This is a genomic window from Leptospira idonii, assembly GCF_004770995.1.
Classification (GTDB): Bacteria; Spirochaetota; Leptospiria; order Leptospirales; family Leptospiraceae; genus Leptospira_A; species Leptospira_A idonii.
Genome location: NZ_RQHW01000078.1, coordinates 1 through 22,497, shown reverse-complemented (window position 1 = coordinate 22,497; position 22,497 = coordinate 1). Strand labels below are relative to the sequence as shown.

Annotated in this window: 23 protein-coding genes; 13 read left to right on the top strand and 10 right to left on the bottom strand. The window is 41.5% G+C overall.

All coding sequences use genetic code 11. The features are described from left to right. Position 1: 1 nt before the first annotated feature. The 3 genes from EHS15_RS17200 to EHS15_RS17190 are packed head-to-tail and all read left to right on the top strand — an operon-like array spanning position 2 to position 4,285. Entirely contained in the window at positions 2-2,203 is a 2,202-nt protein-coding gene (locus EHS15_RS17200; RefSeq protein WP_135761829.1) for a transglycosylase domain-containing protein, read from the top strand. Then, the gene (locus EHS15_RS17195; RefSeq protein ID WP_135761828.1) at positions 2,200-3,834 is read left to right on the top strand and encodes a sulfatase-like hydrolase/transferase; all 1,635 of its coding nucleotides are present in this window, start codon (positions 2,200-2,202) and stop codon (positions 3,832-3,834) included. The genes EHS15_RS17200 and EHS15_RS17195 overlap by 4 nt, the downstream gene beginning before the upstream one ends. 37 nt (positions 3,835-3,871) lie before the next feature. Further along, on the top strand, positions 3,872-4,285 hold the full coding sequence (locus EHS15_RS17190) for a hypothetical protein (protein ID WP_246052273.1): 414 nt from the start codon (positions 3,872-3,874) through the stop codon (positions 4,283-4,285). A 160-nt stretch (positions 4,286-4,445) separates the two neighbouring features. On the opposite strand, the gene EHS15_RS17185 is transcribed toward EHS15_RS17190, so the two are convergent. After that, entirely contained in the window at positions 4,446-5,021 is a 576-nt protein-coding gene (locus EHS15_RS17185) for a TetR/AcrR family transcriptional regulator (protein WP_135761827.1), read from the bottom strand. Between the two features lie 133 nt (positions 5,022-5,154). On the opposite strand from EHS15_RS17185, the gene EHS15_RS17180 reads away from it, so the two are divergent. Further along, positions 5,155-6,183 (top strand): zinc-dependent alcohol dehydrogenase, encoded by a 1,029-nt coding sequence (locus EHS15_RS17180; protein WP_135761826.1) that lies wholly within the window; start codon positions 5,155-5,157, stop codon positions 6,181-6,183. Between the two features lie 8 nt (positions 6,184-6,191). Here the strand turns inward: EHS15_RS17180 and EHS15_RS17175 are convergent, their stop codons facing one another. After that, positions 6,192-7,013 carry an MBL fold metallo-hydrolase gene (locus EHS15_RS17175; RefSeq protein ID WP_210416371.1) on the bottom strand — a complete coding sequence of 274 codons (822 nt, stop codon included), beginning with the start codon at positions 7,011-7,013 and terminating at the stop codon, positions 6,192-6,194. Between the two features lie 103 nt (positions 7,014-7,116). Between EHS15_RS17175 and EHS15_RS17170 the strand changes: the two genes are divergently transcribed. After that, complete coding sequence (locus EHS15_RS17170) at positions 7,117-7,719, top strand: TetR/AcrR family transcriptional regulator (RefSeq protein ID WP_167884279.1); 603 nt, start codon at positions 7,117-7,119, stop codon at positions 7,717-7,719. Here EHS15_RS17170 and EHS15_RS17165 read toward each other — a convergent pair. After that, a complete protein-coding gene (locus EHS15_RS17165; protein ID WP_135761824.1) occupies positions 7,716-8,387 on the bottom strand; it encodes a TetR/AcrR family transcriptional regulator in 672 nt (223 codons plus the stop codon). The two genes, EHS15_RS17170 and EHS15_RS17165, sit on opposite strands and share 4 nt — an antisense overlap. Before the next feature lie 128 nt (positions 8,388-8,515). Between EHS15_RS17165 and EHS15_RS17160 the strand changes: the two genes are divergently transcribed. From EHS15_RS17160 to EHS15_RS17145, 4 genes are all read left to right on the top strand, one after another. Further along, entirely contained in the window at positions 8,516-9,349 is an 834-nt protein-coding gene (locus tag EHS15_RS17160; protein WP_135761823.1) for an SDR family oxidoreductase, read from the top strand. An 87-nt stretch (positions 9,350-9,436) separates the two neighbouring features. Continuing rightward, a complete protein-coding gene (locus EHS15_RS17155) occupies positions 9,437-9,859 on the top strand; it encodes a TfoX/Sxy family protein (protein ID WP_135761822.1) in 423 nt (140 codons plus the stop codon). Further along, positions 9,856-10,260: a DUF5329 family protein gene (locus EHS15_RS17150; RefSeq protein WP_135761821.1), complete on the top strand. Its 405-nt coding sequence runs from the start codon at positions 9,856-9,858 to the stop codon at positions 10,258-10,260. Before EHS15_RS17155 ends, EHS15_RS17150 begins: the two co-directional genes overlap by 4 nt. Positions 10,261-10,300: 40 nt before the next feature. Next, entirely contained in the window at positions 10,301-11,464 is a 1,164-nt protein-coding gene (locus EHS15_RS17145) for a YncE family protein (protein WP_135761820.1), read from the top strand. A 31-nt stretch (positions 11,465-11,495) separates the two neighbouring features. On the opposite strand, the gene EHS15_RS17140 is transcribed toward EHS15_RS17145, so the two are convergent. Beyond that, positions 11,496-12,356, bottom strand: a complete 861-nt coding sequence (locus tag EHS15_RS17140) for an NmrA family NAD(P)-binding protein (protein WP_135761819.1) — start codon at positions 12,354-12,356, stop codon at positions 11,496-11,498. 129 nt (positions 12,357-12,485) lie between these two features. Here EHS15_RS17140 and EHS15_RS17135 point away from each other — a divergent pair, with 129 nt between their 5' ends. After that, the gene (locus EHS15_RS17135) at positions 12,486-13,385 is read left to right on the top strand and encodes an AraC family transcriptional regulator (protein ID WP_135761818.1); all 900 of its coding nucleotides are present in this window, start codon (positions 12,486-12,488) and stop codon (positions 13,383-13,385) included. Positions 13,386-13,388: 3 nt separating this feature from the next. On the opposite strand, the gene EHS15_RS17130 is transcribed toward EHS15_RS17135, so the two are convergent. The 4 genes from EHS15_RS17130 to EHS15_RS17115 all read right to left on the bottom strand — a co-directional run bounded on the left by EHS15_RS17130 (position 13,389) and on the right by EHS15_RS17115 (position 17,975). Further along, a complete protein-coding gene (locus EHS15_RS17130) occupies positions 13,389-14,930 on the bottom strand; it encodes a hypothetical protein (protein WP_135761817.1) in 1,542 nt (513 codons plus the stop codon). A gap of 196 nt (positions 14,931-15,126) precedes the next feature. Continuing rightward, positions 15,127-16,590, bottom strand: coding sequence for a hypothetical protein (locus EHS15_RS17125; protein WP_135761816.1), 1,464 nt, complete (start codon positions 16,588-16,590; stop codon positions 15,127-15,129). Positions 16,591-16,769: 179 nt separating this feature from the next. Beyond that, on the bottom strand, positions 16,770-17,600 hold the full coding sequence (locus EHS15_RS17120; protein ID WP_135761815.1) for an RNA polymerase sigma factor: 831 nt from the start codon (positions 17,598-17,600) through the stop codon (positions 16,770-16,772). Then, entirely contained in the window at positions 17,601-17,975 is a 375-nt protein-coding gene (locus EHS15_RS17115) for a DUF1304 domain-containing protein (RefSeq protein WP_135761814.1), read from the bottom strand. It lies immediately after the preceding gene. Between the two features lie 186 nt (positions 17,976-18,161). Between EHS15_RS17115 and EHS15_RS17110 the strand changes: the two genes are divergently transcribed. Both EHS15_RS17110 and EHS15_RS19185 read left to right on the top strand, forming a co-directional pair. Next, positions 18,162-18,761 (top strand): beta-class carbonic anhydrase, encoded by a 600-nt coding sequence (locus tag EHS15_RS17110; protein WP_135761813.1) that lies wholly within the window; start codon positions 18,162-18,164, stop codon positions 18,759-18,761. A gap of 94 nt (positions 18,762-18,855) precedes the next feature. Beyond that, positions 18,856-19,008 (top strand): hypothetical protein, encoded by a 153-nt coding sequence (locus EHS15_RS19185; RefSeq protein ID WP_167884278.1) that lies wholly within the window; start codon positions 18,856-18,858, stop codon positions 19,006-19,008. A 4-nt stretch (positions 19,009-19,012) separates the two neighbouring features. Here the strand turns inward: EHS15_RS19185 and EHS15_RS17105 are convergent, their stop codons facing one another. Continuing rightward, on the bottom strand, positions 19,013-20,446 hold the full coding sequence (locus EHS15_RS17105; RefSeq protein ID WP_135761812.1) for a glycogen/starch synthase: 1,434 nt from the start codon (positions 20,444-20,446) through the stop codon (positions 19,013-19,015). Positions 20,447-20,516: 70 nt separating this feature from the next. Between EHS15_RS17105 and pckA the strand changes: the two genes are divergently transcribed. Beyond that, positions 20,517-22,112, top strand: a complete 1,596-nt coding sequence (gene pckA / locus EHS15_RS17100) for a phosphoenolpyruvate carboxykinase (ATP) (RefSeq protein WP_135761811.1) — start codon at positions 20,517-20,519, stop codon at positions 22,110-22,112. 100 nt (positions 22,113-22,212) lie between these two features. On the opposite strand, the gene EHS15_RS19270 is transcribed toward pckA, so the two are convergent. Further along, positions 22,213-22,497, bottom strand: a 285-nt coding sequence (locus EHS15_RS19270) for a hypothetical protein (protein WP_210416370.1), incomplete at its 5' end; no start/stop codon positions are given.

Sequence of the window (22,497 nt, the reverse complement as noted above, 5' to 3'; positions counted from 1 at the left end):
AATGTCTTTTTCTTTTCTTTTACGGCCTAAATGGGGGATACCACTTGGTATCTCTCTTGCTGTAGCTGTTTATTTATGTATTCCCGTTTCTAGCGATGATTTTAAATCGCAATCTTCTCTGAAGATTGTTTCCAAAGAGAAGGAAAGTTTAGGCAGTCGTTCCAATACCGCAGGTGCACTCAGGGATTGGGTGAGTATAGATGAGTATCCCGAACATGTACTGCAGGCTGTAATTCTTGCAGAAGACAAAAGGTTTTATTTTCACCCAGGTTTTGATCCGGTTGCTTTGGGCGGGGCCTTGTATTCTCTGTTTCACTGGAAAGAAAAAGTCAGAGGAGGTTCCACTATCACTCAACAGTTGGTTAGAATCCATTCTTCCAGCATTAGAAAACTTCCTAAATGGATTCGAAAGTCTGTAGAAATTCTAGTTTCAATTCGTTATACGCTTTGGCTTTCTAAGAAAGAGATTTTAGAAGCATATCTGAATTCAGTAACGATTCGTTCCAATTACGAAGGCTTTCCTGCGGCAAGTCTTAGATATTTTAAAAAACATATTCGTTTTTTATCGATGGAAGAAGGGATTGCTCTCGTTGTTTTGATTCGTTCCAATTCACCTAATATAGATATGTTTGTGAAACGAGTGGAGGATTTAAACCGCAGATTGAATATAGAGACTCCTTTGCAAACCTCTTATTTGATTTCTTCTTTGGAGTTTGTTTCTCCGGAGAAAAAAAAAGAAGAAGAGTTAAAATCAGAAAATCATCATTTTAAGTTTTGGATTCAATCCTTACTTCCCGACACGAACGGAATTTTGGAGACTCGATTCTCGAACGAAGTCAACCGACATCTCCATCATATCGTATTATCTGAATTAGACGGTCTAAAAAAATATAATGTTTCGAACGCTTCCGTTGTGGTTTTGGAAATTCCGGAAAAGGATTCCAGCTATGTGGATTTGATCGGGATGATCGGTTCCAGAAATTTTTTCGAAGACGGATTCGGTCAGGTAAACGGAAGTTTGGCATATAGAGATGCGGGAAGCACTTTAAAGCCTCTTCTTTATGCTTCCGCAATGGAGAAAAAGTTAATCTCTGTAAATTCGATTTTAAATGACGAAAACAAAACCTTTATTTTGGAAAAAGGGGAAGGGAGCTATACACCTAGAAATGCGGACCTGAAGTTTTGGGGAGATATGACGGTTGCGGAAGCTTTGGCCAATTCCAGAAATATTCCTGCTGTTGAAGTAATACAAAGATTAGGTGTTCCTGAATTTTTGGATTTTCTCAAAAGATCGGGAATGAATCACCTCAAAGAAAAACCGAATTTTTACGGGCAGGGACTTTCTTTGGGAACTGGCGGTGCCAGTTTATTTCAGCTAACAAGGGCCTACGCGTCTTTTCCTTTGGATGGAAAGTTACCTCAGGTTTTTTTAGGGAAAAATCAATCAAAGGATATCTTTTACGGAAAAAGCGAAAGGTTGTTTTCGAAAGAGACTGCGGAAGAGATATCCTTTATACTCAAGGATTCCAAGATTAGATCTCGTGCTTTCGGGAATAGAAGTTTTATGGACTTTCCTTTTCCTGTTTCCGTAAAAACGGGAACTTCTAAGGATTTTCGCAATTCATGGACCATCGGTTATACGAAACGTTATGTGGTAGGTGCTTGGGTAGGTAATTTTTCAGGTGAAAAAACGATGGAAGTTTCCGGCTCTTGGGGAGCGGGCAGAATTTTCCATAGTGTTATGCGCTATTTGATGGCTAAGGAATCGGATAAATCATACGTTCCTTCTGTAACGGAAGCCGTTCGGATTTGTAGAAAAACTGGAAAACTTGCCAAAGATGTCTGCCCTCATGTCAGCCTGTACATCAGGCCTTCCGGTTTTCCTAAGGAATTTTGTTTGAAACACGGCTTGGAAACTGACATCTCTGAGGTTGATTCAGTTTCGATCCTAACTCCTTCGGATGGACAAATATTTATTTATAACCCTAATCTTTCTAAGGAAAATCAACAAATTCCAGTTCGATTGAAAAATTATTCCCATTCTTTTGCTAAAAGAAAAACAAATCTTTATTTGAATCGATCTTACTTGGTTTCTCTTTCTCAGGCAGGTGAAGCGAGGATTCCCATCGTTCGAGGTAAACACGTTCTTTCCATACAAGAGGATGGAAAAGAGATTCAAGAAATCAATTTCCAGGTCAGATGAAATACAATCACATTTCTTTTGTTAGTTTATCTTTTCTCGTTTTGATTTTTCTTTTTCCCCTGCCTATTTGGATTTTAGGAGCCTCGGATTGGTTTGTCTATTTGACTTGGGAAAAAATATTCGTTTTTTCTTTGTTTGTAGGCATTTGTTTGTTTTGTAGAGAAAAGATACGGAACCATTTTGTTTCCACTAGCATTTGTTTCCTTTTGTTTTCTCTTTCCTTTCTTTGGGTGTTATATGAACAAAAGTTTAATATTTCGATACGTTTCTCTCTTCTTTTTTATCTTGTGGAAAACTTTTTTCAATTGAGGGAGGATGCCTTCTTTCTGATGTCTCAGTGGAAGTTGGGAATTTATTTTGTTTTTTTGTCTTCTATCCCCGTTTTTCTTCTGTCGTTATCCGAGAAAAGAGCTACATTACTTTATGCGAGTTTCGCCTTATTTTTGTTTTTCGCTTATTTGGCATCTTTACAAATCCCTGAAAGAAAAACAATATCAGAGGCTCCCTTTTCTGAATCTTCCGAAACAATTTCCGGAAACTATACTTTTCCCGCTCAGAAACTTTCTTCCGAGACAGACGTAGTCATTTTCTTTTTGGAAGGAGTCGGTAGCAAAGATTGGAATCGGAATGATTCGCAAGAGTTTCATTCCAATCAACCGGTGGGAGAGGTTCGACATTTTTATATTCCCGTTCCTCATAGTAGTAAAAGCATTTTTACGGGACTGACCGGGATGATTCAGATTGGAGACACAAGACCTAGACTGGATCTTTTTCCAAAAGAAGAGTCTTTACCTAAGATATTCGAGAAGAACGGGTATCGTACGATGTTTCTCTTTTCACAGCCTTCCGTTTTTGAGAACATAGATGAAATTGCGAAACAATACTTTCAAACTTATACGGATCAGGTGAAGATCCAGGAAACCTTCCAAAATCGTTTTACTGAGTTTAGTTGGGGAACAGACGATTTGGCTTTGCTCGAGATTCTGGATTCATCGGTGATTTCTTCTTCTCAGCCTCTTTTTTTATGGATCGGTTTTTCGAATACTCACAGTCCTTATTTTGTTTCAGAAACAAACCCATTTCTCCCTAAAAATAAGAAAGATCCTTACGAAAGGTTTTTATCTGCCTTAAGATACGACATTCACTTGGTGGATAAAATGATGAATCGTATTGTTTCAGAGAGGAAGAGAGATGTTCTTTTTATTCTCACTTCGGATCACGGAGAGTCTTTCGGAGAAGACGGTTTTTTCGGTCATAATTTTTCTATTTATAATTCGGAAACTAAAGTTCCGTTTTTGATTCGTTATACGAAAAATTCGAAACCTTTTCTTCTTCCTGCAGGAAATTCGGCAGATTTTAAGAACTCCCTTCTTTCTTTGTTTCAATTTCCTGGTGTGAGTATCGATTCAAAAAGAAATTTTTTTTCCGAGGATTATGAAATGAATCTGAGATTGAAGTCCTGGAACTCGGATGCGTATTTAGGAATCATTGAAGGACACAAAAAATGGATCTATCATTCGGAAAAAGGAACTCTTTATGAGATGGATTTAGAAGAGAAGGATCGAAAGGAACGGATAAGTGGTAGGGATAAATCCGAATTTCTCAGAAAATTCCACGAAGGAAGAGATTAGAGGGCCGATTCCTTCTTGCTATTTTTCCAGGAGAGTTGTGATTTTATCCATGAGCTCGGAACCTAAAAAAACTCTCTTCCATCGATTCTTAAGTTTTTACTTTAAAATTCTATGTATTCTTTCGGTCGATTTGGTCGTAACGAATATTAACGCAAAGGTTTTGGCCTTGAACGACAATTACTCCACTCATATCGTCACTCTGCTGGGAATGTTGGTCGTTCTTCTTTTGTTTTGGTTCTTGTTTTCTTTTATCGATAAGTTCACTAAGATCGTTTTGAAACTGACTGTGGAAGTGGGGAATTTGGTTTCGTTTCGTAAAACAGCGATTTTGCTAATTCTCTCCTTTTTAATGTTAGGTGTTTTTTATCTTTATCACTATTCTTGGTTCGGCTCCTGGCCTAATTTAACTTTAGCTTCCGTTTTCGAGTCTATCGGGCAAATTCGCTTTTAGTTTTTCGTTCTTTTCTTTTTAGAAAGATCTGCGACAGGGATGCGCACGGGAAGCCGCATCTTTGATGCGGCCGAAGCGATAGTGGAGCCGGAAGCAGCCCGGCCCTTCTCCGAGAGGTTCGGAGAAGGGGTCGCCCTTACTTTGATTTTTGTATTCGTTGTTATCCGCCGATCAAATCCAAAAAGTCTTCTTCCAGTGCGTTTAAGTATTCCTTTTCGTTTGTGATGAGGTAGAGTTGGATGTTTCCTTCGTAAATCATCAGGGTTTTTTTTGCAAGTTTCGTCGAACTTATATTTGTCGTTAGGTGTCCGTTCGTTTTCCATCCTTCGAAAAATATTTCGAATGCGGAAAGAAGATCGGAGATGGTTTCTTTCAATTCCTTTTGAAAATCGTTTTTTATGTGAATCGTTTGTGCGGAGAAGTTGGCGAAGGGACATCCGAAAAAATCTTTCGATGCCGCCTGTCTCTTTAATAGTTTTGCCCAGGCTTCGATCCAATCTGCGGGTGTTTCTTTCTTTCGATAGAGATAGGTCACTAACCGGATCAGTTCTTGTCTTTGTTCCTCCAAGTAGGCTTTTCCCAGGTCGGATTTGGATGGAAAGTATTGGTAAAAACTTTGTTTGTGAGAGCCTGAATCTGTGAGCAATTGGTTGACTCCCGTTGTTTCGTATCCGTGTCGGTAAAACAGGTTTTTGGCGGTGGTCAGAATTCTTTCTTTTGGTCCCGATCGGTTCATTTGTTTCTATTTTATATTTTAGACTAAGCTGTCTAATTTTTTCTGGACAGTTTTTGAAAATGAAAGTAGTTTAGACAAGTTGGTCTAATTTCGGTTGAGGGGTTGGATCTTTTTGTGGGAGGTACCACATTTTATGAAACAAATTGTATTTGTAAAAAAAGGAATCATCGATTGGGAAGAAGTCCCCGACCCAGAAATTACCGGCCCAGGCGAGGTTTTGGTGCGCCCTTTGGCAGTCGCCAGATGCGATTTGGATTTAGGAATCATTCAGGGCCAGACCTTGTTCCGTCCCCCTTTTCCCATCGGTCATGAATTTGTGGGAGAGATAACTCAAGTTTCTCCTGACTTGGAGGGAGAGTTTTCTCCCGGGAAGAGGGTAGCGGTTTCGTTTCAGATCTCTTGTGGTACCTGCCCCCATTGTCAGACGGGTGATTCCAAATCTTGTTCCACTCTCCCTCCCGTGACCAGCTTCGGAATGGCGCCAGGTGCAAAAACTTTCGGCGGAGCGCTTGCGGATTTGGTTCGAGTTCCTTACGCAAAACAAATGTTACTTCCTTTAAAAGAGGATACGGATCCGGTTTCCGTTGCGAGTTTGTCGGATAATATCTCCGAAGCTTGGAAACTTGCGGGGAGATTTTTAGAAGTGGACCCTTCTTTGTCCGTTTTGGTTTTGGGCGGCCTTGCTTCCAGCATCGGACTTTATACTGCTCTACTTGCTTCCAAGATGGGAAAGGGAATCGTAAAGTATGTTGATACCGACAAACAAAGAGTAGATCATGCGACTCGCCTGGGGATCGATGCGGAATGGGTGAATGTGATCCCTAAATCTTTCGGTAAGTTCGATTTGGTTTGTGAGGCGGCTTTTTCCAAGGAGGCTTGGGAATCAGGTTTGCGGTCTCTCAAAAGTAAGGGAAAGTTTTCTTCCGCTTCCATTTATTGGACGAATCGTTTAGAGATTCCTTATCTGGAATTGTACAATGTTGGCGCAGAACTTCACCTAACAAGAGTCGATTCCAGAGAGTATATGGAGAAACTGCTCGGTTTGATCGAATCGGGGATCTACGATCCCGGCCCTATCGTCACCAAAACAGCTTCTTTTCGGGATGCGAAAGAAGCTTGGATGGAACCTAGCACAAAATTGGTGATCAACGATTTTCGATGAGACTGTTCTTAGTTTCCTGAGGGCGGATTTAAGTTTTTGATCTCTTCGAATTCGAAAGGATTATGGGCGCTGAAGATGCGTATGTTTTGATTCGAAGAGGCGAGCTGCCTCAATCTGGTTTGATTGTGCAGTCTATCCTTACGATTGGTTTGGACTGCTGCTTGAAAGAGACCGACTAACGGAGCACAGCGGCGTTTGTCTCCGTGGATTTCCCTTGGATCGAAGTAGGCGTCTCCCGCATGGAGGAGCCATCCTTTTGCATCCTGCACTGCGACTCCGCAATGACCTAAGGTATGGCCGAACAAAGGTACGAGAAGGATTTCTTCCGGCAGACCTCTCAAATTGCGGATCGATTCGAACCCGAACCAGGGCTCTCCTTCTTCCGTATAAGTTTCGAAAGTAGGCTTATGCTCCCACATAACAGGAAGATATCGATGTTTTGCTTTGATGCTTTTTCTTTCCATTGCGGCTTTCCATTCGGTTGCATGCAAATGGATGCGTGCCTGTGGAAAATCGGAAAGACCTCCTACATGATCCAAGTCCATATGAGTCATCACTATATGACGGACATCTTCCGGTTTATAACCTAATGCTTGTATTTGCGCTTTGGCGGAAAGGGATGGGTCACGTTTGGGATTGGCATAGACGTAAGTGAACATAAAACCCAGTCTTTGGGCGGGGTGGATGAGGTCTTGGCTCCCCAAACCGGTATCTACAAGTATGAGTCCGCTGGAAGGAGTTTCGATCAATAGACAATGGCAGGCCAATGTACGCCCGTGGATGGATAGACGTTGGATGCATGCGCAATTCAAATGATGGACTTTGATCATATTTGTAGTACCTCTTAAAAAGGAATAATCATTCCCTTTTGGCCTTTTTAGCACCCCTATGATTTTATTGTCAAGGAATAGTTATTCCTTTTTTTGTGATTCAATGCCTAGGATTTCCGAAACCCATAGAGAGATGCGTCAAAAGCAGATATTGAATGCGGCTTGGCGCTGTTTTTTCCGTTCCGGTGTACAAGCTACCACAATGGAAGACATCATCGGCGAAGCAGGATTGTCCGCAAGCGCCATGTATCGTTATTTTAAGGGGAAGGAAGATATCATTTTCTCCGCAATTTCCGCTTCCTTAAGTGAGTTGAGTGTTCGGTTGATTCCTATTTTCGAAAGTATGAGAGAGAAGGGACCGAGTGAGTGGATCACATCCGTTACGACTGAAATTCAAAATTTTTCCGCAAAAGAAGAGTTCAATCTTCTGCCAATCGCCATTCACGGTTGGAGCGAAGCACAGCGAAGCGAATCCATTCGTAAATTGATTGCTGAGTTTTATTTAAAGATACGTTTGCGTTTGGAAATTTTGGCTGAAGACTGGCAAAAGAACGGGCGTATATCGAACGTTACTAGTCCGGCGAACATTGCACAGACGCTTATGTCTTTGGTTTTGGGATTTGTCGCTCAGACGGCAATCACCGGAGACACTACTTCTCTTGCGCATTCGGAAGGAATCTCTGCTTTTTCAGTAAAGAGGAATTAAGCGGCCTTCATTCCCCGCAGCAATGTGTCGATGGAAGATTTTACGAATTGTGCGTAATTGATATGGAACATTTCCAAACCTTCTTCTTCCTGTGCCTCTTTGACAAGCGGGGAAGGAAAACCGTGGGACCAGGCTCCTATGGCCAAAGCATGACATTGCATTAAAAATAAGAAACCTTCTTCTTCCGATTTCAGCTTCAATGTTTTTGACAAAAGAGGTAAAATCGCTGTTAGTTGATCCTTCAGACTGCGTTTGAATTCCCGGATGGTTTCCAAGCTTGCATTTTTTTCGAGGATCGTAGGAACGATCGGCAGGATCTTCAAGAACCGGGAATGGTCTTCGAAGGAATCCACAAACCATTGAGAAAAATCGGAAGGGTTTATGGTTTCTTTCGTTTCAAGATATTTTCTGAGATCATGAAACCAGATCTCGTAATCGATCAAATGAACCCGCAGGCAAAGATCTTCCTTTGTGGGAAAATAAAGATAGAGAGTTCCTTTTGCGATTTTCGCTTTTTTTGCGACCTCGTCCATGGACAGTTCCGCCCAATCTTTCTTTTGCAAGAGTTGGGCGGCCGCTTGGAGGATTCCCGCTTTTTTGGAAAGTTTGTCTTTTTCCAAAACGGCTCTCTTTTTCGGGGATTTTTCCATCAATGCTGCTCGGCTCATCGACTCCATTTTTCAAAAGATTGGGAAAGAATCCAGAAAAAAACTTGTTTCTGACCTGAGGTCATTATAAACTGACTTTCAGTCATATATAAGTGACCAAAAGTCATTTTGTGAATAGGAGTCAATTTATGTCAGTTCAGAAACAAACGGTTTTGATTACGGGAGCAAGCACGGGGATCGGCAAAGAAGCAGCGCTCTATTTTCAGAAGCAGGGCTGGAACGTAGTCGCCACAATGAGAAATCCTTCCAAAGAAACCCAATTGAGTGCTTTGGAAAATACGATTTGCGAACGATTGGACGTTACTGATACGGCGAGCATTCGTTCTGCGATCGAAACCAGTTTGAAAAAGTTCGGTAAAATCGATGCTGTCGTCAATAATGCAGGTTACGGACTGACAGGTCCTTTTGAAGGTGCGACACCGGAACAAATTCAAAGACAATATGATACGAACGTATTCGGACTTATGTCTGTTACTCGAGAAATTCTGCCTCATTTCCGCAAAAACAAATCGGGAGTCATCATCAATGTGGCTTCTATGGCGGGAAGACTCGCATTTCCTTATCATAGTTTGTATCATGGCACCAAATGGGCGGTAGATGGTTTCAGTGAATCCCTTCGTTTTGAATTGGAACCGTTCGGAATTAAAGTGAAAATCATCGAGCCGGGGGCGATTAAAACAGATTTTTACGATAGATCGAACGACAACACTGTGTCCGCATCTCCTTCCGATTATAAGGAATTATGCGAACTCGCTTTCAAAAATATGAAATCTGCGGAAGAAGGAGCGATCTCTCCTGTGGCTGTAGCAAAATCGATTTATCGTGCGGCATCCGACGGCTCTAACAAACTGAGATACGTCGTAGGACCGGATGCAAAATCTTTTTTATTCCTTCGTAATTTTCTCCCGGACGGGGTTTACGCAGGTTTGGTGAAGATGAGTGTATTCAAAGGAAGTAAATGATTCAGCTGCAGGATTCGTAATGAAAAAGTTCTTTTCCTTACGAATCAGGATTGACATCTTTCAAAATAGAAATTTCTTTTTGACAGTATGTCCAATCCCTTCGTAGAACTTTGTTTACAAAAGTTATCGATCCTCGGAAACGTAACCGTCAGAGCTATGTTTGGCGGATACGGATTCTATTTCGAGGGAATTATGTTCGCTCTGATCGCATACGATGTTTTATACCTCAAGGTAGATTCGGAAACGATCGGAAATTTCGAAGAGGCAGGCCAAAAACCTTTTACCTATCATGGAAAAGCGGGCAAACCTTCTGTGATGAGCTACTGGACCATTCCCGAAAACGTTTGGAAGTCTCCTAAAAAACTGAAAGAATGGTGTGAAATTTCTCTCGAGGCCGCCAAACGGGGAAAATCGGGTGTTAAAAAAACAAAATCTTCCGCAAAGTCGGGAGTCGATTCGTCTCTAAAAAAACGCCCCAAAGCTAAAAAGAAACTGTCTAAAAAGCCATGAAATTACATTTATCTGTTCGTTTAAGTTTTATTCTTTTCTGTCTTTCGTTCGGAGGAGTTTCTCTTTCTGCAGACTGCACCAACCCACTTTCCGAAGAACAGAAAATCGAAGCATTGATTCAGTCCGTAAAAGGTTTGGACGGTGTCTTCATTCGGAACGGATCGGAACACAATGCAAAAGAAGCGTCCGACCATTTGCGTATGAAATTAGATTCCGCAAAAAAATCGTTTTTTGCTCCCAAAGAGAAAGATTGGACCGCTCAATTATTTATTGAAAAAGTAGCCTCTAAATCTTCTCTTTCGGGAGATCCTTATCAAATCAAAACGAAAGATGGAAAAACCATACTAGCGCAGGTTTGGCTGAAGAAAGAACTGGATAAAATCAATTTAAGATGTAATTGATACGAGGTGGTTTGTGCGTTTTGTTCGGATAGGAAGTTTTTTGATTCTGTTTTTTTTGCTACGAGGCGGATCTTTGTTCTCCCAAACTTTGGCGGACAGTTTTTCCCTCAAAACCGATTTTCAAGCGAAGCCCAGCTTTTATGAAGAATCGTCACCGTATCTGGTGAATCGAGGAGGGTATGTTTACATAGGCCAAACCTCTCAGTCGGATCAAACGGGTATTTATTTTTACAATCTTAAAGATAAAAAGAAAATCTTCGAGACTGTTCCGATCAGGGAATATGTTTCGAAACATCCTTCTTTGCTCCAAGAAGGAGCTGCAGGATGGAAAGAGGACGCGTTTCCTTTTTCTTTAACCAATCTATTGTTTTATGATGTGAAAGAAGGTCAGGCTGGATTTATCGTAGAACATTCCCATTTCAAACTTCCGAATAAAAAGTTTTATTTTTTCGTTTGGAATTTGAATGCAAATCGGATCGAGTTTGTTGAGGAGATTCATGAGAAAAAAGGTTCCGACAAGTCTTCCTATGCAATGGCATTACCGATCGGATTCGATACGGTTTCTAAACAAGCTTACTTTGCATTTGCAGTCGATGCGAATATGGCAGATAAAACGGCAAACGATGTAGATGTTTCCGTTTATAAATATTCCGAAGGAAAATTAAAAAAGGTATATAATTATGCAGACGGAAGATTTCCATATAACATAATATATCACGAATCTTCCGGGAAAGTGTTGCTACAAACCTATGTGGAAAGTTATGAGAATAATTCTCCTAAAGGCCGTTTGTTGGACTTAAATACTTTGGATTCTATCTCAGTTGTTATTCCTACTGTTCCTTACGGCGCTTGTTTCTCCAAAGACGGCAGTAGGTTTTATCTTGCTTCTTCCGACACGGGAGAACTTCAAGTATATGAAACAAATACGGGTAAGTCGGTCAAAAAAGTGAAGTTAGGGACTCATGGGCATTCTATGGGGTTTTGGAAAGAAAACGAACTTGTATGGGTTCGTAATTCAGGGATTCATATTTATGATGTTGCAACTTTGAAACAGAAAAAATTGATCCCAACGAAAAATTATTATAAAGGGCAGATCAATGTAAGTGGTTCTTTGGTAATCCCCGATTTCGGAATATTACTTCGAAACGGTTTTGAAGGGCCGGATGGAGCGGCAGGATTTCGACTTTTATTATCCTATCCTTAACCGGGCTGTCGCCCGGTTCGGATTCTATTTGTTATTTTCCACCTAACCAGGCAGACTTGTTGTCTTTCGCATATTCTTGGAAGGCGATCGGTGATTTTCCAGTGATTTTTTCCACAGAATCAGTGATTGCGGAAGAATGCCCGTCTCTGAGCGCTCCTGCGATCATCACCATAAAATCACTATAATCGTTCGGTAATCCTGCACTCAAAAGCCCTGCTTTAAAATCCTCGGGAGTGATGTTCACATACTCTATATTCAAACCTGTCGTTTGTGAAAGGATTGTTGCCACTTCCGAATGAGTGAGAGTTTCTTTTCCTGTTAGAGTGAAGGATTGAGCTTTGTTCTTATCCAGACCGATTAACAATTGAACGGCGGTTGATGCGATGTCTCTTGAGTCTATAAAGCTGGTTTTCGCATCTCCTGCAGGGAAATAAATTTTTTTGTCCTTCAAGATTCCTCCTACCCAGAAGGTATGGAAGTTCTGCATAAACCAATTCGGGCGAATGATGTTCCAGTTGAGCCCTGAGCTTTCCAGTAAAATCTCTGTTTTGCGGAAAGGTGCTTCCGGTGGAGCGAATTCCACTCCCATCGCAGTCATAAGAACTACTTTTTTTAGGGAAACTTGTTTTGCTTTTTCGATCCAAGGGGAAAGGATCGCATACTGATTCGTATAACCGGGAGGAGAAATAAAAAACGCAGAATCTACTTTTTCAAGAATGTTCAAACCTTTCTCAGGTGCGAGTGCATCCGCTTCGACCCAAGTGAGTCCCTTTTGTTGTTTTCCTTTTTCAGGATGTCTGGTTCCCGCAAATACTTCATGTCCTAGGGCAAGCAATCCTTGCACTACATTTTGGCCCACATTTCCGCCGGCTCCATATACAAATACTTTCATTTAGATGATCTCCTGTATAAATCTAATATACGCTCAAAATTATAGACTGTCTATGCCTTAAAGTATTAAAAAAATGTCTAAAAGTATAAAATTGTAGACAAATGGATAAAATTTGGTATTTTATTGAATATGGACCTCCTTTCCGAAATTATCAACGATGCTTCCTGGAAAAAAGACCTTCTTGCCAAAGACAAACTGTATGAGTCTTGGGGATTTCGTTTTCCTTGCGAAAGGAGCGGAGGCTTTCATGTCATCACGCAAGGCTCTTGTTATGCGAGATTTCTCGGGATTCAATTGGAATTGAAAAAAGGGGATATCCTTTTCATCACAAGAGGAATCACTCACGAATTGCTTTCACATCCGGATGCTAAGGTTCGTGAAATCAGTCATTTGAGAGAGGCGGATGCGGAGAAAAATCACAAAGATCAAACTCCTGTTACAAGTTTCGTTTCCGCAAGATACGAAGTGCCCGACCGCCCTCAACATCCTTTTTTTCTGGAGCTTCCTCCTTACATTCGTATCTCCGAGGAAGAGATCAATTCGCATCATTCCCTGCATACCGTCATCACTATGATTTCGAAGGAAATGGATCAGGGAATTGCCTCCGATCTGATTTTACAAAGATTAACGGATATTATGTTGTATTATATGCTTCGTCATTGGCTGGAGAAAAACCCTTCCGCCGAGCCCGGTTGGGTGACTGCGTTTCGGGACGATCATATTATGCGAGCTTTAGAAGCATTGCATAAGAACCCTTCTTTCGATTGGACGATCGAATCCTTAGCCAAAGGAATCGGAATTTCCAGAGCGAATCTCGCTTCCAAGTTCAAGGAAGTGCTTCATATTCCGCCTATGGAATATTTGGCGAGGATGAGGATGGATAAAGCTAGGGATTTATTCCAAAAAGAGAACACTACACTGGAAGAAGTGGCTTTGGCTGTCGGCTATTCTTCCGCATTCGCTTTTTCCAAAGCTTACAAACGTTTTTTCGGAGTCTCCCCTGCGAGAGAATGGAAAAAAGCGATTTAAGTTTTAAGGAAAAACGGTGGTCGGCGCCGTTCTAACCATTACATAAGTTTGATTGGAGAATGTATCTCTGGGTTGAACGAATTGGAGATAATTCACTTTGCCTTGGCACATTTCTTTCGTGTTGAAAAGTAGACTTAAACCCGGTTGAGGAAGATTCGATTTATAAACCAAAGCTTGTAGTTCCCCGTTGCTTGCATTCATTTTACTGACTGCCATTTGGAATCTTCCGCTTCCGTCTCCGGATTCTTTATCGCCAACTCCCGTATAACGAGTTCCATCCGGCGGTCCCAATATATTGGAATAAACGGAGTTGGTGTGACTTAAAAGAAATCCTGGTCGCACTTTATCGAGTATGCCGGAAGTGGAAGTTCCTAAAAACGAATGCCATATTTCCGTCCCGTCTAAAGCAAGTTTTTGATAGAGAAGGTTTTTTCTAGGGACAACTCCTTGAAAAGGAGAAGCAGCGGATGCTCCGTACGGTTCGTCCACCAATGCGAAACTATACAACTCTTGGTCTTTTTTAATGAGACTGTTGATGGATCCTTCCGTTCCTGTTCCCGAACCTCCGTAGTATTTGATCGAAGAGAAGTTGAGGGATTTATCCGCAATTGCCAGATACGGACGATTATATGTTCCTACCGAATTCGGATGGCCTGTAAAACCGTTCATATTGCCCGTCGTCCTTCCTCCGATATAAATCTTATCTCCCTGTTGCACTATGGTATATGCGTATTCGGAACCGGTGCCGGATAAAAACGTTTGAGCGATAGGGACTCCTGCCGACGACAAAAGCGCATAACAGACATCATTGTCCGAATAACTTCCCATTGAGGCGACTTTAGGTGACGGGAACTCGGAAAAGCCCAAATGAGGAGGGCTTGCCGTGGTTGTCATAATGAGCAGATGGATTTGGTCGGAATCGTCGACGAGTAGAATCCCTCTGTCTCCGTTGGCGTTCGGACTGTCGAGATAGGTATGCCACAAACGATTGCCGGACGAATTGTATCTGGCAACAAACAATGTGTTTGTGGCCGTTTTGGGAGAGATTCCTCCCGGGATTTCCGTTCCGGTGGCGACGGAAGAAACGGCGATATCTCCGTTTGTGAACAGTCCTAATGCTACTACCTCTTCGTTGTCACCGCTTACTTCCCCTAAATAGTCTAACCACTGTATTTTGCCGTCTCTTCCATCCAATTTGACGATAAAACCTTCTTTTGTGACCCCGGTCGTTCCCGAGTAAGATTGATTTTTCCCCGCACTGGAAGTGTCAGGAGAGATCGGTTCGCTGGCAAATCCCGCAATGACGATGTCTCCGTCCGGGAGGACTACGTTTTTCGTAACAACGACATAGTTATTTCCAGTACCTATTTTTTGTTCCCAGACTTGTTCCGTTTTGCAAGTGCGGAGGTATTCTTTGATTGCGGCGGTTAATAAAAAGTTTTCGGTGAAAGGATCACCTGCATTGTTTAGGTTGAGTTTACAGAACGAAAAACAAATAGGAAGTGAAAAACTCAAAAGTAAAGGTCGGAGCCACTTCGTTGCCATAGCGCCTAATATATATTTATCTTCGCAGTCCTGCAAGCGAGTTTGCAGGTATAACGTTTCATTTTCTTAAATTTTGAAATTAATTTCTGATAAAAGTGTCAAATCTGTTTTGAAAAAGATCTTTCTTCTGAGACATTTCAAGGTTTTCCCGAACCACTAGTAGCAAAGAAGTGGATCGGAGTTTCTGGAAATGGGATTAAGGATAAGGCAAAGGGAAAAAGGAACGAGGTTTTTTATCTAAGCGTAGTTGAATGATTGTAGGAGATTGTTGAATCGAAATAGCACTTCTCAAAATACCTCCGTCACAGGCAATCATACTTCCTAAGGTCTGTTCAATGGATGAGTTGAGGGGCCAGTATTTAGCAGTTTGGATGGAGCCGTCGGAGCGAAATTGGAACAAAGTGTCCGCATTTGCTCCGGGAAAATCGGAAGCATATCCCGGATCGGATATAAAACTGTTCATTGCAAATAGGGAATGATCGGAAAGGGCTTGGATCCCTCCTACACTTTCTTCTGTTTGTGTTGTTCCAATATAAGTCGCCCAAACTCGATTTAACGAAAGATCAAACTTAGAGATTAAAATATCTCTCCCTCCTATATAAGGATTGATGACTGGAGTGACTCCATTTGTAGTCGCTGTCATTTGCACATAGATTTGAGAAGATGTAATCGCTGTTATAGATGAGAAAAAATCGCTGGTCGTAGCAGGAATGAATGTATGGCGTTCATAGGATCCGTTGGGAAGAAACGTAACAAGATAATTGATTCTCTCTGAATTTCCAGGATGATCTATGATCGGATTATTATAAACGTAATCTAATGCTTCAAAACTCTGGCCTGTAACTACGATTCTTCCGTCATCAAGTAGGAATAATTCATTATTTCTTTGCGCACCCGTTCCTCCTTGGACGCTGTACCATTGTGGATCTCCTGCCGGGCTGAGTTTAACTAGATACCCATCTGCATCGCTTGTCGAAGCAGGAGTGGTGACCGAATTTCCAATATTTGCGGGTAAGGATAGGGAAACTAAGGAAAGAAAGATATTTCCATCTTTCGAAATCTTTAAATCTGTCATGTCCGTATTGTCACTTGGATTGCCGAAATAAGTGTTCCAGAGTAAATCCCCGTTCGGTGAAAATCGATACACCCCTGCATTATTATAATTACTGTATAACGATTGTTTTGGGGTGCCGATTTGTGTTTTGGCAAACATTCCTACTGTGATTTCTCCATTGAATTCCTGAATATTTCCGATCGATTTAAAATCGTTTGTCATCAAATCGGCAAGATGGTAGGACCAAAGAAGATTTCCGTTCTTATCTAAATGAATCAAAACCGAATTGAATGTGCTTCCTGATACTCCAATGAAGGAGTTTTTCGCTTTTGCGAAAGGGGAAGATGTAACGAACAAAACATAATAGGATTGATCGCTCGCCTGATATACCTTTGGTGGAATTCCGGAAGAATCGGAAGGAAATAGATAGGAAAATTCAGTGCTTTCGCATACATTGTTATTGGTTCCAGAGGACAATAAACTTCGGATTAGATTTGCAAAGGCAAAAGATTCCGTGAACGGATCGGAAGGGTTGTTCAGCGTTAATTTACATTGAGAAAAAATAAAGAGTATGTTGAAACAAAACAAAAATGAAAGTCTTTTCACATTTACTGTGATTGTAGTAAAGGTGCAAAATGCAAGGGAAATTCAATAGCATAGCAAGAAGCTTCTTATATCTTCCTCAATGATCGTGTTATTAAAGAAATTTGTGGGAGATTCTCTTACTTATTAACGGAATCATCCGTTGATAAAGGATGTATCAATGAGAAAGAAAAAAGTTATTTTTATTCCAGGATTTGGAATTTTCCTTCTGAAAAGCTTTTTTTTAAAAAAGCAAGTCCATCTCTCCCTGAACGAAAGTTCGGGCCGAAACGATAGATCTCAGCAACTTCTTTGATCTCTCCTGAAGCATACAACAATGCGGTTTGATTTTTCCATTCTCCCGATTCCTTCATTTTTTCCGAAAGAGAAAGATAAGAATGGATTCTACCGTTTTGCATCGAGTAGGCGATTCTGTTTTTGCACCTGCATTTGTTTTCCGAATTGGCAATCCCGCAATGGCTTCCTAAAAATTCGTTCATTCTGAGTCTGGCTCTGGATAATTTTTTACGGAAGTTAGCCGGTGTGATTCCCATGATCCAAGCACCTTCTTCCCCAGTGACTTGGAATACTTCTCCTAATAAAAACGCCATTCTGTGGTTTCTTTTCAAACAAAGAAGCATGGCATGTGTGCAAGCGGCCTGCACATTCATAGAGATGAATTCCGTTTCTTCGGAAGTATTCGTCTCTACAACTTGTGATTTTTGAAGTTCCGAATGAACCAATTTGAATCGAACTTTTGAAGTTTCTAAAAGACTTTTTTTAAAATTGATGAGATGATTGACTGCGATCCTGTAGACCCAAGTGGAGAGTTTGCTTTCCTTGCGGAACCCGCCCAGATTCGTTATGACTTTGATGAGGATTTCCTGAGTAGCATCTTCCGCATCGTCCGGATCCCAGAGAAATTTCAGAGACAAACCGAAAATTTTCTCTTGGAAGATCAGAACCAGTTCCTTTAAGGATTTTTGATCTCCCTTCAAGGTTCCATCTAACAAATCTAGGTGGGGATCGTTCATTTACTTTTTATTGACAACCAATGTGACGATTAACGCTAAAAAGGCGGGAAGCCCCTGCGTGAAAAGTATGGAGAATTTTGCGGTCGCTGCTCCGAAGATGGCAGCCACTACGATACATCCCAAAAAGAAAACAGTGGTTTGGAATTTTTGAGATTGGTCTTGGATCCAGAATAGCGCCCAAAACAAACCCGCTGCCAGAAACCCATTGTACAAACCTTGGTTTTTGGCCAGAGTTGCAGAAGCCGAAGCCACTTCCGGGGTCATTTTAAAGATTTTTAAGCCGATTTCGGACTGCCAAAGAAACATCTCCAAGATTAAAATGAGAACGTGTTCTACTGCCACGAATCCTACTAAAATTTTTCCAAGTAATGCCATGCATTGATCTCCTATTTTAAGCCTTTTGACAACGAGCCGCAGCTGATTGTGACAGTTTTCAGAAAAAAAGCTAGGATTTGTATAAATATATATCCGCTATAGAGAATAAAGTGTCCGTAATAACGGATATATTCTTGATAAAGCAGACGGTTTTTGCGAAAATAATAAGGAAGAGGGGAAAATGCTATGTCACTGCAAAAGGAAAACAGCTCGGTTCACAAAGCCGTAATCGAAGCAAACGATCAATACGTGAAAGAATTCGGGGAAAAAGGAAATCTCCCTCTTCCTCCGGGGAGAAGATTCGCCATACTTACCTGCATGGATGCACGTCTGGATCCTGCTAAATATGCAGGACTTTCCGAAGGAGATGCTCATGTCATCCGCAATGCAGGAGGAAGGGCAAGCGACGATGCCATTCGTTCCTTAGTCATCTCACATAAGTTACTCGGAACACAGGAGTTCTTTGTCATCCATCATTCCGATTGCGGGATGCAACTCTTTAGTGATGAAATCATTCGTAAACTACTCCTTAAAAGTCTCAAAACTGCCACAGTTGATTCGAATGGTTGGAAAAATGTAACGGAAGAAGGTGGATCAAAAGCCGCAAGTTTTGTCCCTTTTCTTACTTTTACGAATTTGGAAGAAAGTGTAATAGAGGACGTAGAGAGAATACGCAACCATCCGCTGGTTCCGAGGGATATTCCCGTCTATGGTTACTATTATGATGTGAAAACAGGAAAACTCGTCGAAGTGCCCGAAGCGACGAAGTTAGGAAGGGCTGCTTAAGAATGGTGTGTGCTAGGCTCAAGGCCGATTCAACTTTATCTGGTTAGGTTGTTCGGCTTTGGGTCCGTTTTTATCAAATGTAAGGAGGTTCTTTATGTCGCTGCAACAAGAAATCAACGAAATTTACGAAGAGTTATTGGAATTGAACGAAGATATGTTGTCCTCTTTGAAAAAATGGGCCAGTTACGATTGTATTTATGAAGATGACTTTCGTTCCGAAAAAGAAATTTCCATTTGGAACGATTGAAAGTTTAAAGCCTTTTTTCGATCGCTTTGTTGTACACTTCCTTGTAGGACTTCACTCTTTTTTCCCAAGTCCAATCCAAGTTCATGATTCTTTTTCTGGTTTCGAAAAACTTTTTTTCATTTTCGTAAAGAGTTTCCGCTCTTTCTAGCGCATAACCTAGGGAAGCCGGATCATTTGGTTCGAAAACGATTCCTGTGTATTGATCCTCGAGTAAGGATTCGGAAACAGTATCTTTCAAACCTCCTACTCTGGATACGATGGGAATGGTTCCATAGGCATGGCTGTACAATTGATTCAGGCCGCAAGGTTCGAACAAGGAAGGCATCAGAAAAAAATCACTGGCAGCTTCTATCTTTCTGGCGAATTCTTCGTTGTATCCTTTGAAAAAATAAAAACGATCTTGTTCCGTATGGGAAAGATGAAAGAGGATGTTTTGTAGATCTTCTTCTCCCGCTCCCAGAAATATATAATAATGAGAAAGATGTTTTCTTTCGTTGAATGCCTGTAAGAAGGTGGGATATCCTTTTTGATAGGTGATTCGCCCTATGATTCCTACAAGAGGACGAGAAGGATCTATTTTCGGTCTTCCGATTTCTTCGTACAAAGAGATTTTGTTTTTTAGTTTTCCGTCTTCGTGATCTTCCGTTCCGTATTTGCGAAAAATTCTTTCATCTTGGGAGGGACTCCATTCTTCAGGATCGATCCCGTTGATGATTCCTGTATAGTCTGCTTCTCTTTTACGAAGTATATAGGAAAGACCAAACCCATTCGCATCGGAAAGAGTTTCGTTCCTGTATCCTGGGCTAACTGTAGTAAGTTGATCGCAGGATAAGATCCCCGCTTTCATATAATTCGTTTTGCCGTCATGAGAATAGGCTTCCGGATAGAGGAAAAAAGGCGCGTCTTTAAGAAATCCTGTCATCCATTGCGGATGATCCCCTTGGTAAGCTAAATTGTGGATCGTGAAAACGGACGGTTTTCCATAAGGGGAATTTTTCTGTAATGCGACTGCCAAGGAAGTGTGCCAGTCGTGGCAGTGAAATACATCCACGGCAAGTTCCAGACTTAAAAAATAGGCTGCGTAAGAATAAACTGCGAAGCGGAAATGTTCGTCCGGATTTCCGTAAATCGACGATTGGTCTCTAAATAGGGGGGAATCGAAAAAATAAAGTTTCACCCCTTTCCATTCCGCTTCTCTAAACTGGGATTGCCGGAGGATTTCCGTGACTATGTTGGAATGTGGTACCTCCTCCGTTTTGATACAAGAAAATAGGTTTCCTGTATAGAGGGGAGTTTCCTTAAAACCGGAAATTAAGGGCAATGAGACAAAAGTTTCGTCCGTTTTTGACTGCTCTTTCGTGAGAGATGAGAGCATGTCGGACAATCCTCCCATCTTTATGTAGGGAAAATATTCTGCCGTTGCATGGAGAATCTTCATATTCTGTTATTGACACCGACTCGCAAGATGGGAAGCTAGAAAAACACGATTTGAAATCTAGGAGAAATCCATGCCAGTATCTGCTAACTTACGCGGCCTTGCCGACCTTGGCTTAAAGCCATCTGAAGTCTTCCATAACCTATCCTATGAGGAAATTTACCAGCACGAATTGAATAATAAAGAAGGTGTAGTTTCCGACAATGGCACCATGATGGTGGATACTGGAATTTTCACCGGCCGTTCCCCTAAAGATAAATACTTTGTAGATGAACCTTCTTCTACGGGAAACATTTGGTGGGGACCTGTGAATACGAAAGTTTCCGAAGCGATCTTCGACGAACTTTACGGCGAAGTAGTGAAGTTTTTGGACAACAAAAAACTTTATGTTTTCGACGGTCACGCAGGAACAAATGCGGAAACTCGCATCTCTCTCAGAGTGGTTACGGAAAGAGCTTGGCAACATCACTTTTGCACAAACATGTTCCTTCGTCCTACTAAGGATGAATTAGCGAACCTTCTTCCTGAATTTACAATCATCAACGCATCCGGTTACAAAAACACAAAATACAAAGAGCACGGTTTGAACTCCGATGTATTCGTAATCTTCCATCTTGCTAAAAAAATCTGTATCATCGGTGGTACGGAATACGGCGGGGAGATGAAAAAAGGTATTTTCTCCGTAATGAACTACTACCTTCCTTTGAAGGGAGTGTTGACTATGCACTGTTCTGCGAACGTAGGTGCACAAGGGGATTCCGCTCTTTTCTTCGGTCTTTCCGGAACAGGAAAAACGACTCTTTCTACGGATCCGAACCGTAAACTCATCGGTGACGATGAACATGGTTGGGATGACAAAACCATCTTCAACATCGAAGGCGGTTGTTATGCGAAGACGATCAATTTAGATCCTGCTACCGAGCCTGAAATTTATGCTGCGATCCGCAGAGATGCTCTTTTGGAAAACGTAGTATATGATGAGACTACTAAAAAAGTAGACTATTCTTCTGCTGCTAAAACGGAAAACACTCGCGTATCTTACCCGATCTTCCACATCCAAAACATCCAAGCAGATTCTAAAGCTGGTCACCCAAACACTGTGATCTTCCTTACTTATGATGCTTACGGTGTTCTTCCTGCAGTTTCTAAACTTTCCATCGAACAAGCGATGTATCACTTCCTTTCCGGTTACACTGCGAAAGTAGCGGGAACAGAAAGAGGTGTGAAAGAGCCGCAAGCTACTTTCTCTGCTTGTTTCGGTCAGGCGTTCATGACTCTTCATCCTACTTTCTATGCAAAGTTGTTAGGTGAAAAAATGAAGAAGCACAATGTAAACGCTTACCTCATCAATACCGGTCTTGTTGGTGGAAAATACGGTGTAGGAAAACGTATGAATCTTCCTGCGACTCGCCAAATCATCAATGAAATCCTCAACGGAAACATCGAAAAATCCGAGTTCGAAAAACACCCTGTGTTCCAAGTTTCTTTCCCTAAAGCAGTGAACGGTGTAGATGCTCAAATCCTCAACCCACGTAATGCTTGGGCGGATAAAGCTGAATACGATAAAACTGCGGCGGATCTTGCGAAACAATTTGTTGAGAACTACAAAAAGTATCTCACAGGTGGTTCTAAAGAGTTCGACTTCAGTGCTCACGGTCCAGTCGCTTAAATTCGAAACTGTTAAGTTTACCAATTTACGTAAGTAAGTTGGTTTTAATCAAAGCCGCTCCTGAAAGGGTAGCGGCTTTTTTTATGGCGCCTCGAATCGGTTAGTTGATTGGGAAACAAATGAAAACCGACCGGGCCAGTCCGGGGTGCGCTTCGCTCCCGTCTGCCTGCGGCAGACCGCGCCCTACCTGTCCCTGGCGCAAGATGATATAAATGTTTCCCTTTTCATGTTTCGTTCTTTTTAAAAGTAGGACAGTATTATGAGACATAATGTAGCGGGAGGGTGTAAATGGAGTTCCTACAATAATTCGGACAGAAAAATCAAGCAATCCTTTGATCATATATCTTACGAAATTCCATAGGACTTGTAAAGTCCAAAGTAGAAT

Excerpts from the sequence above, each read along its gene's own strand:
- EHS15_RS19185 (WP_167884278.1), top strand. The coding sequence starts at position 18,856 with ATGTCGCTGCAACAAGAAATCAACGAAATTTACGAAGAGTTATTGGAA.
- EHS15_RS17175 (WP_210416371.1), bottom strand. The coding sequence starts at position 7,013 with ATGATCAAAGTCCATCATTTGAATTGCGCATGCATCCAACGTCTATCC.
- EHS15_RS17170 (WP_167884279.1), top strand. The coding sequence starts at position 7,117 with ATGCCTAGGATTTCCGAAACCCATAGAGAGATGCGTCAAAAGCAGATA.
- EHS15_RS17195 (WP_135761828.1), top strand. The coding sequence starts at position 2,200 with ATGAAATACAATCACATTTCTTTTGTTAGTTTATCTTTTCTCGTTTTG.
- EHS15_RS17160 (WP_135761823.1), top strand. The coding sequence starts at position 8,516 with ATGTCAGTTCAGAAACAAACGGTTTTGATTACGGGAGCAAGCACGGGG.
- EHS15_RS17200 (WP_135761829.1), top strand. The coding sequence starts at position 2 with ATGTCTTTTTCTTTTCTTTTACGGCCTAAATGGGGGATACCACTTGGT.
- EHS15_RS17150 (WP_135761821.1), top strand. The coding sequence starts at position 9,856 with ATGAAATTACATTTATCTGTTCGTTTAAGTTTTATTCTTTTCTGTCTT.
- EHS15_RS17115 (WP_135761814.1), bottom strand. The coding sequence starts at position 17,975 with ATGGCATTACTTGGAAAAATTTTAGTAGGATTCGTGGCAGTAGAACAC.
- EHS15_RS17140 (WP_135761819.1), bottom strand. The coding sequence starts at position 12,356 with ATGAAAGTATTTGTATATGGAGCCGGCGGAAATGTGGGCCAAAATGTA.
- EHS15_RS17180 (WP_135761826.1), top strand. The coding sequence starts at position 5,155 with ATGAAACAAATTGTATTTGTAAAAAAAGGAATCATCGATTGGGAAGAA.
- EHS15_RS17105 (WP_135761812.1), bottom strand. The coding sequence starts at position 20,446 with ATGAAGATTCTCCATGCAACGGCAGAATATTTTCCCTACATAAAGATG.
- EHS15_RS17110 (WP_135761813.1), top strand. The coding sequence starts at position 18,162 with ATGTCACTGCAAAAGGAAAACAGCTCGGTTCACAAAGCCGTAATCGAA.
- EHS15_RS17120 (WP_135761815.1), bottom strand. The coding sequence starts at position 17,600 with ATGAACGATCCCCACCTAGATTTGTTAGATGGAACCTTGAAGGGAGAT.
- EHS15_RS17165 (WP_135761824.1), bottom strand. The coding sequence starts at position 8,387 with ATGAGCCGAGCAGCATTGATGGAAAAATCCCCGAAAAAGAGAGCCGTT.
- EHS15_RS17135 (WP_135761818.1), top strand. The coding sequence starts at position 12,486 with ATGGACCTCCTTTCCGAAATTATCAACGATGCTTCCTGGAAAAAAGAC.
- EHS15_RS17185 (WP_135761827.1), bottom strand. The coding sequence starts at position 5,021 with ATGAACCGATCGGGACCAAAAGAAAGAATTCTGACCACCGCCAAAAAC.
- EHS15_RS17130 (WP_135761817.1), bottom strand. The coding sequence starts at position 14,930 with ATGGCAACGAAGTGGCTCCGACCTTTACTTTTGAGTTTTTCACTTCCT.
- pckA (WP_135761811.1), top strand. The coding sequence starts at position 20,517 with ATGCCAGTATCTGCTAACTTACGCGGCCTTGCCGACCTTGGCTTAAAG.
- EHS15_RS17155 (WP_135761822.1), top strand. The coding sequence starts at position 9,437 with ATGTCCAATCCCTTCGTAGAACTTTGTTTACAAAAGTTATCGATCCTC.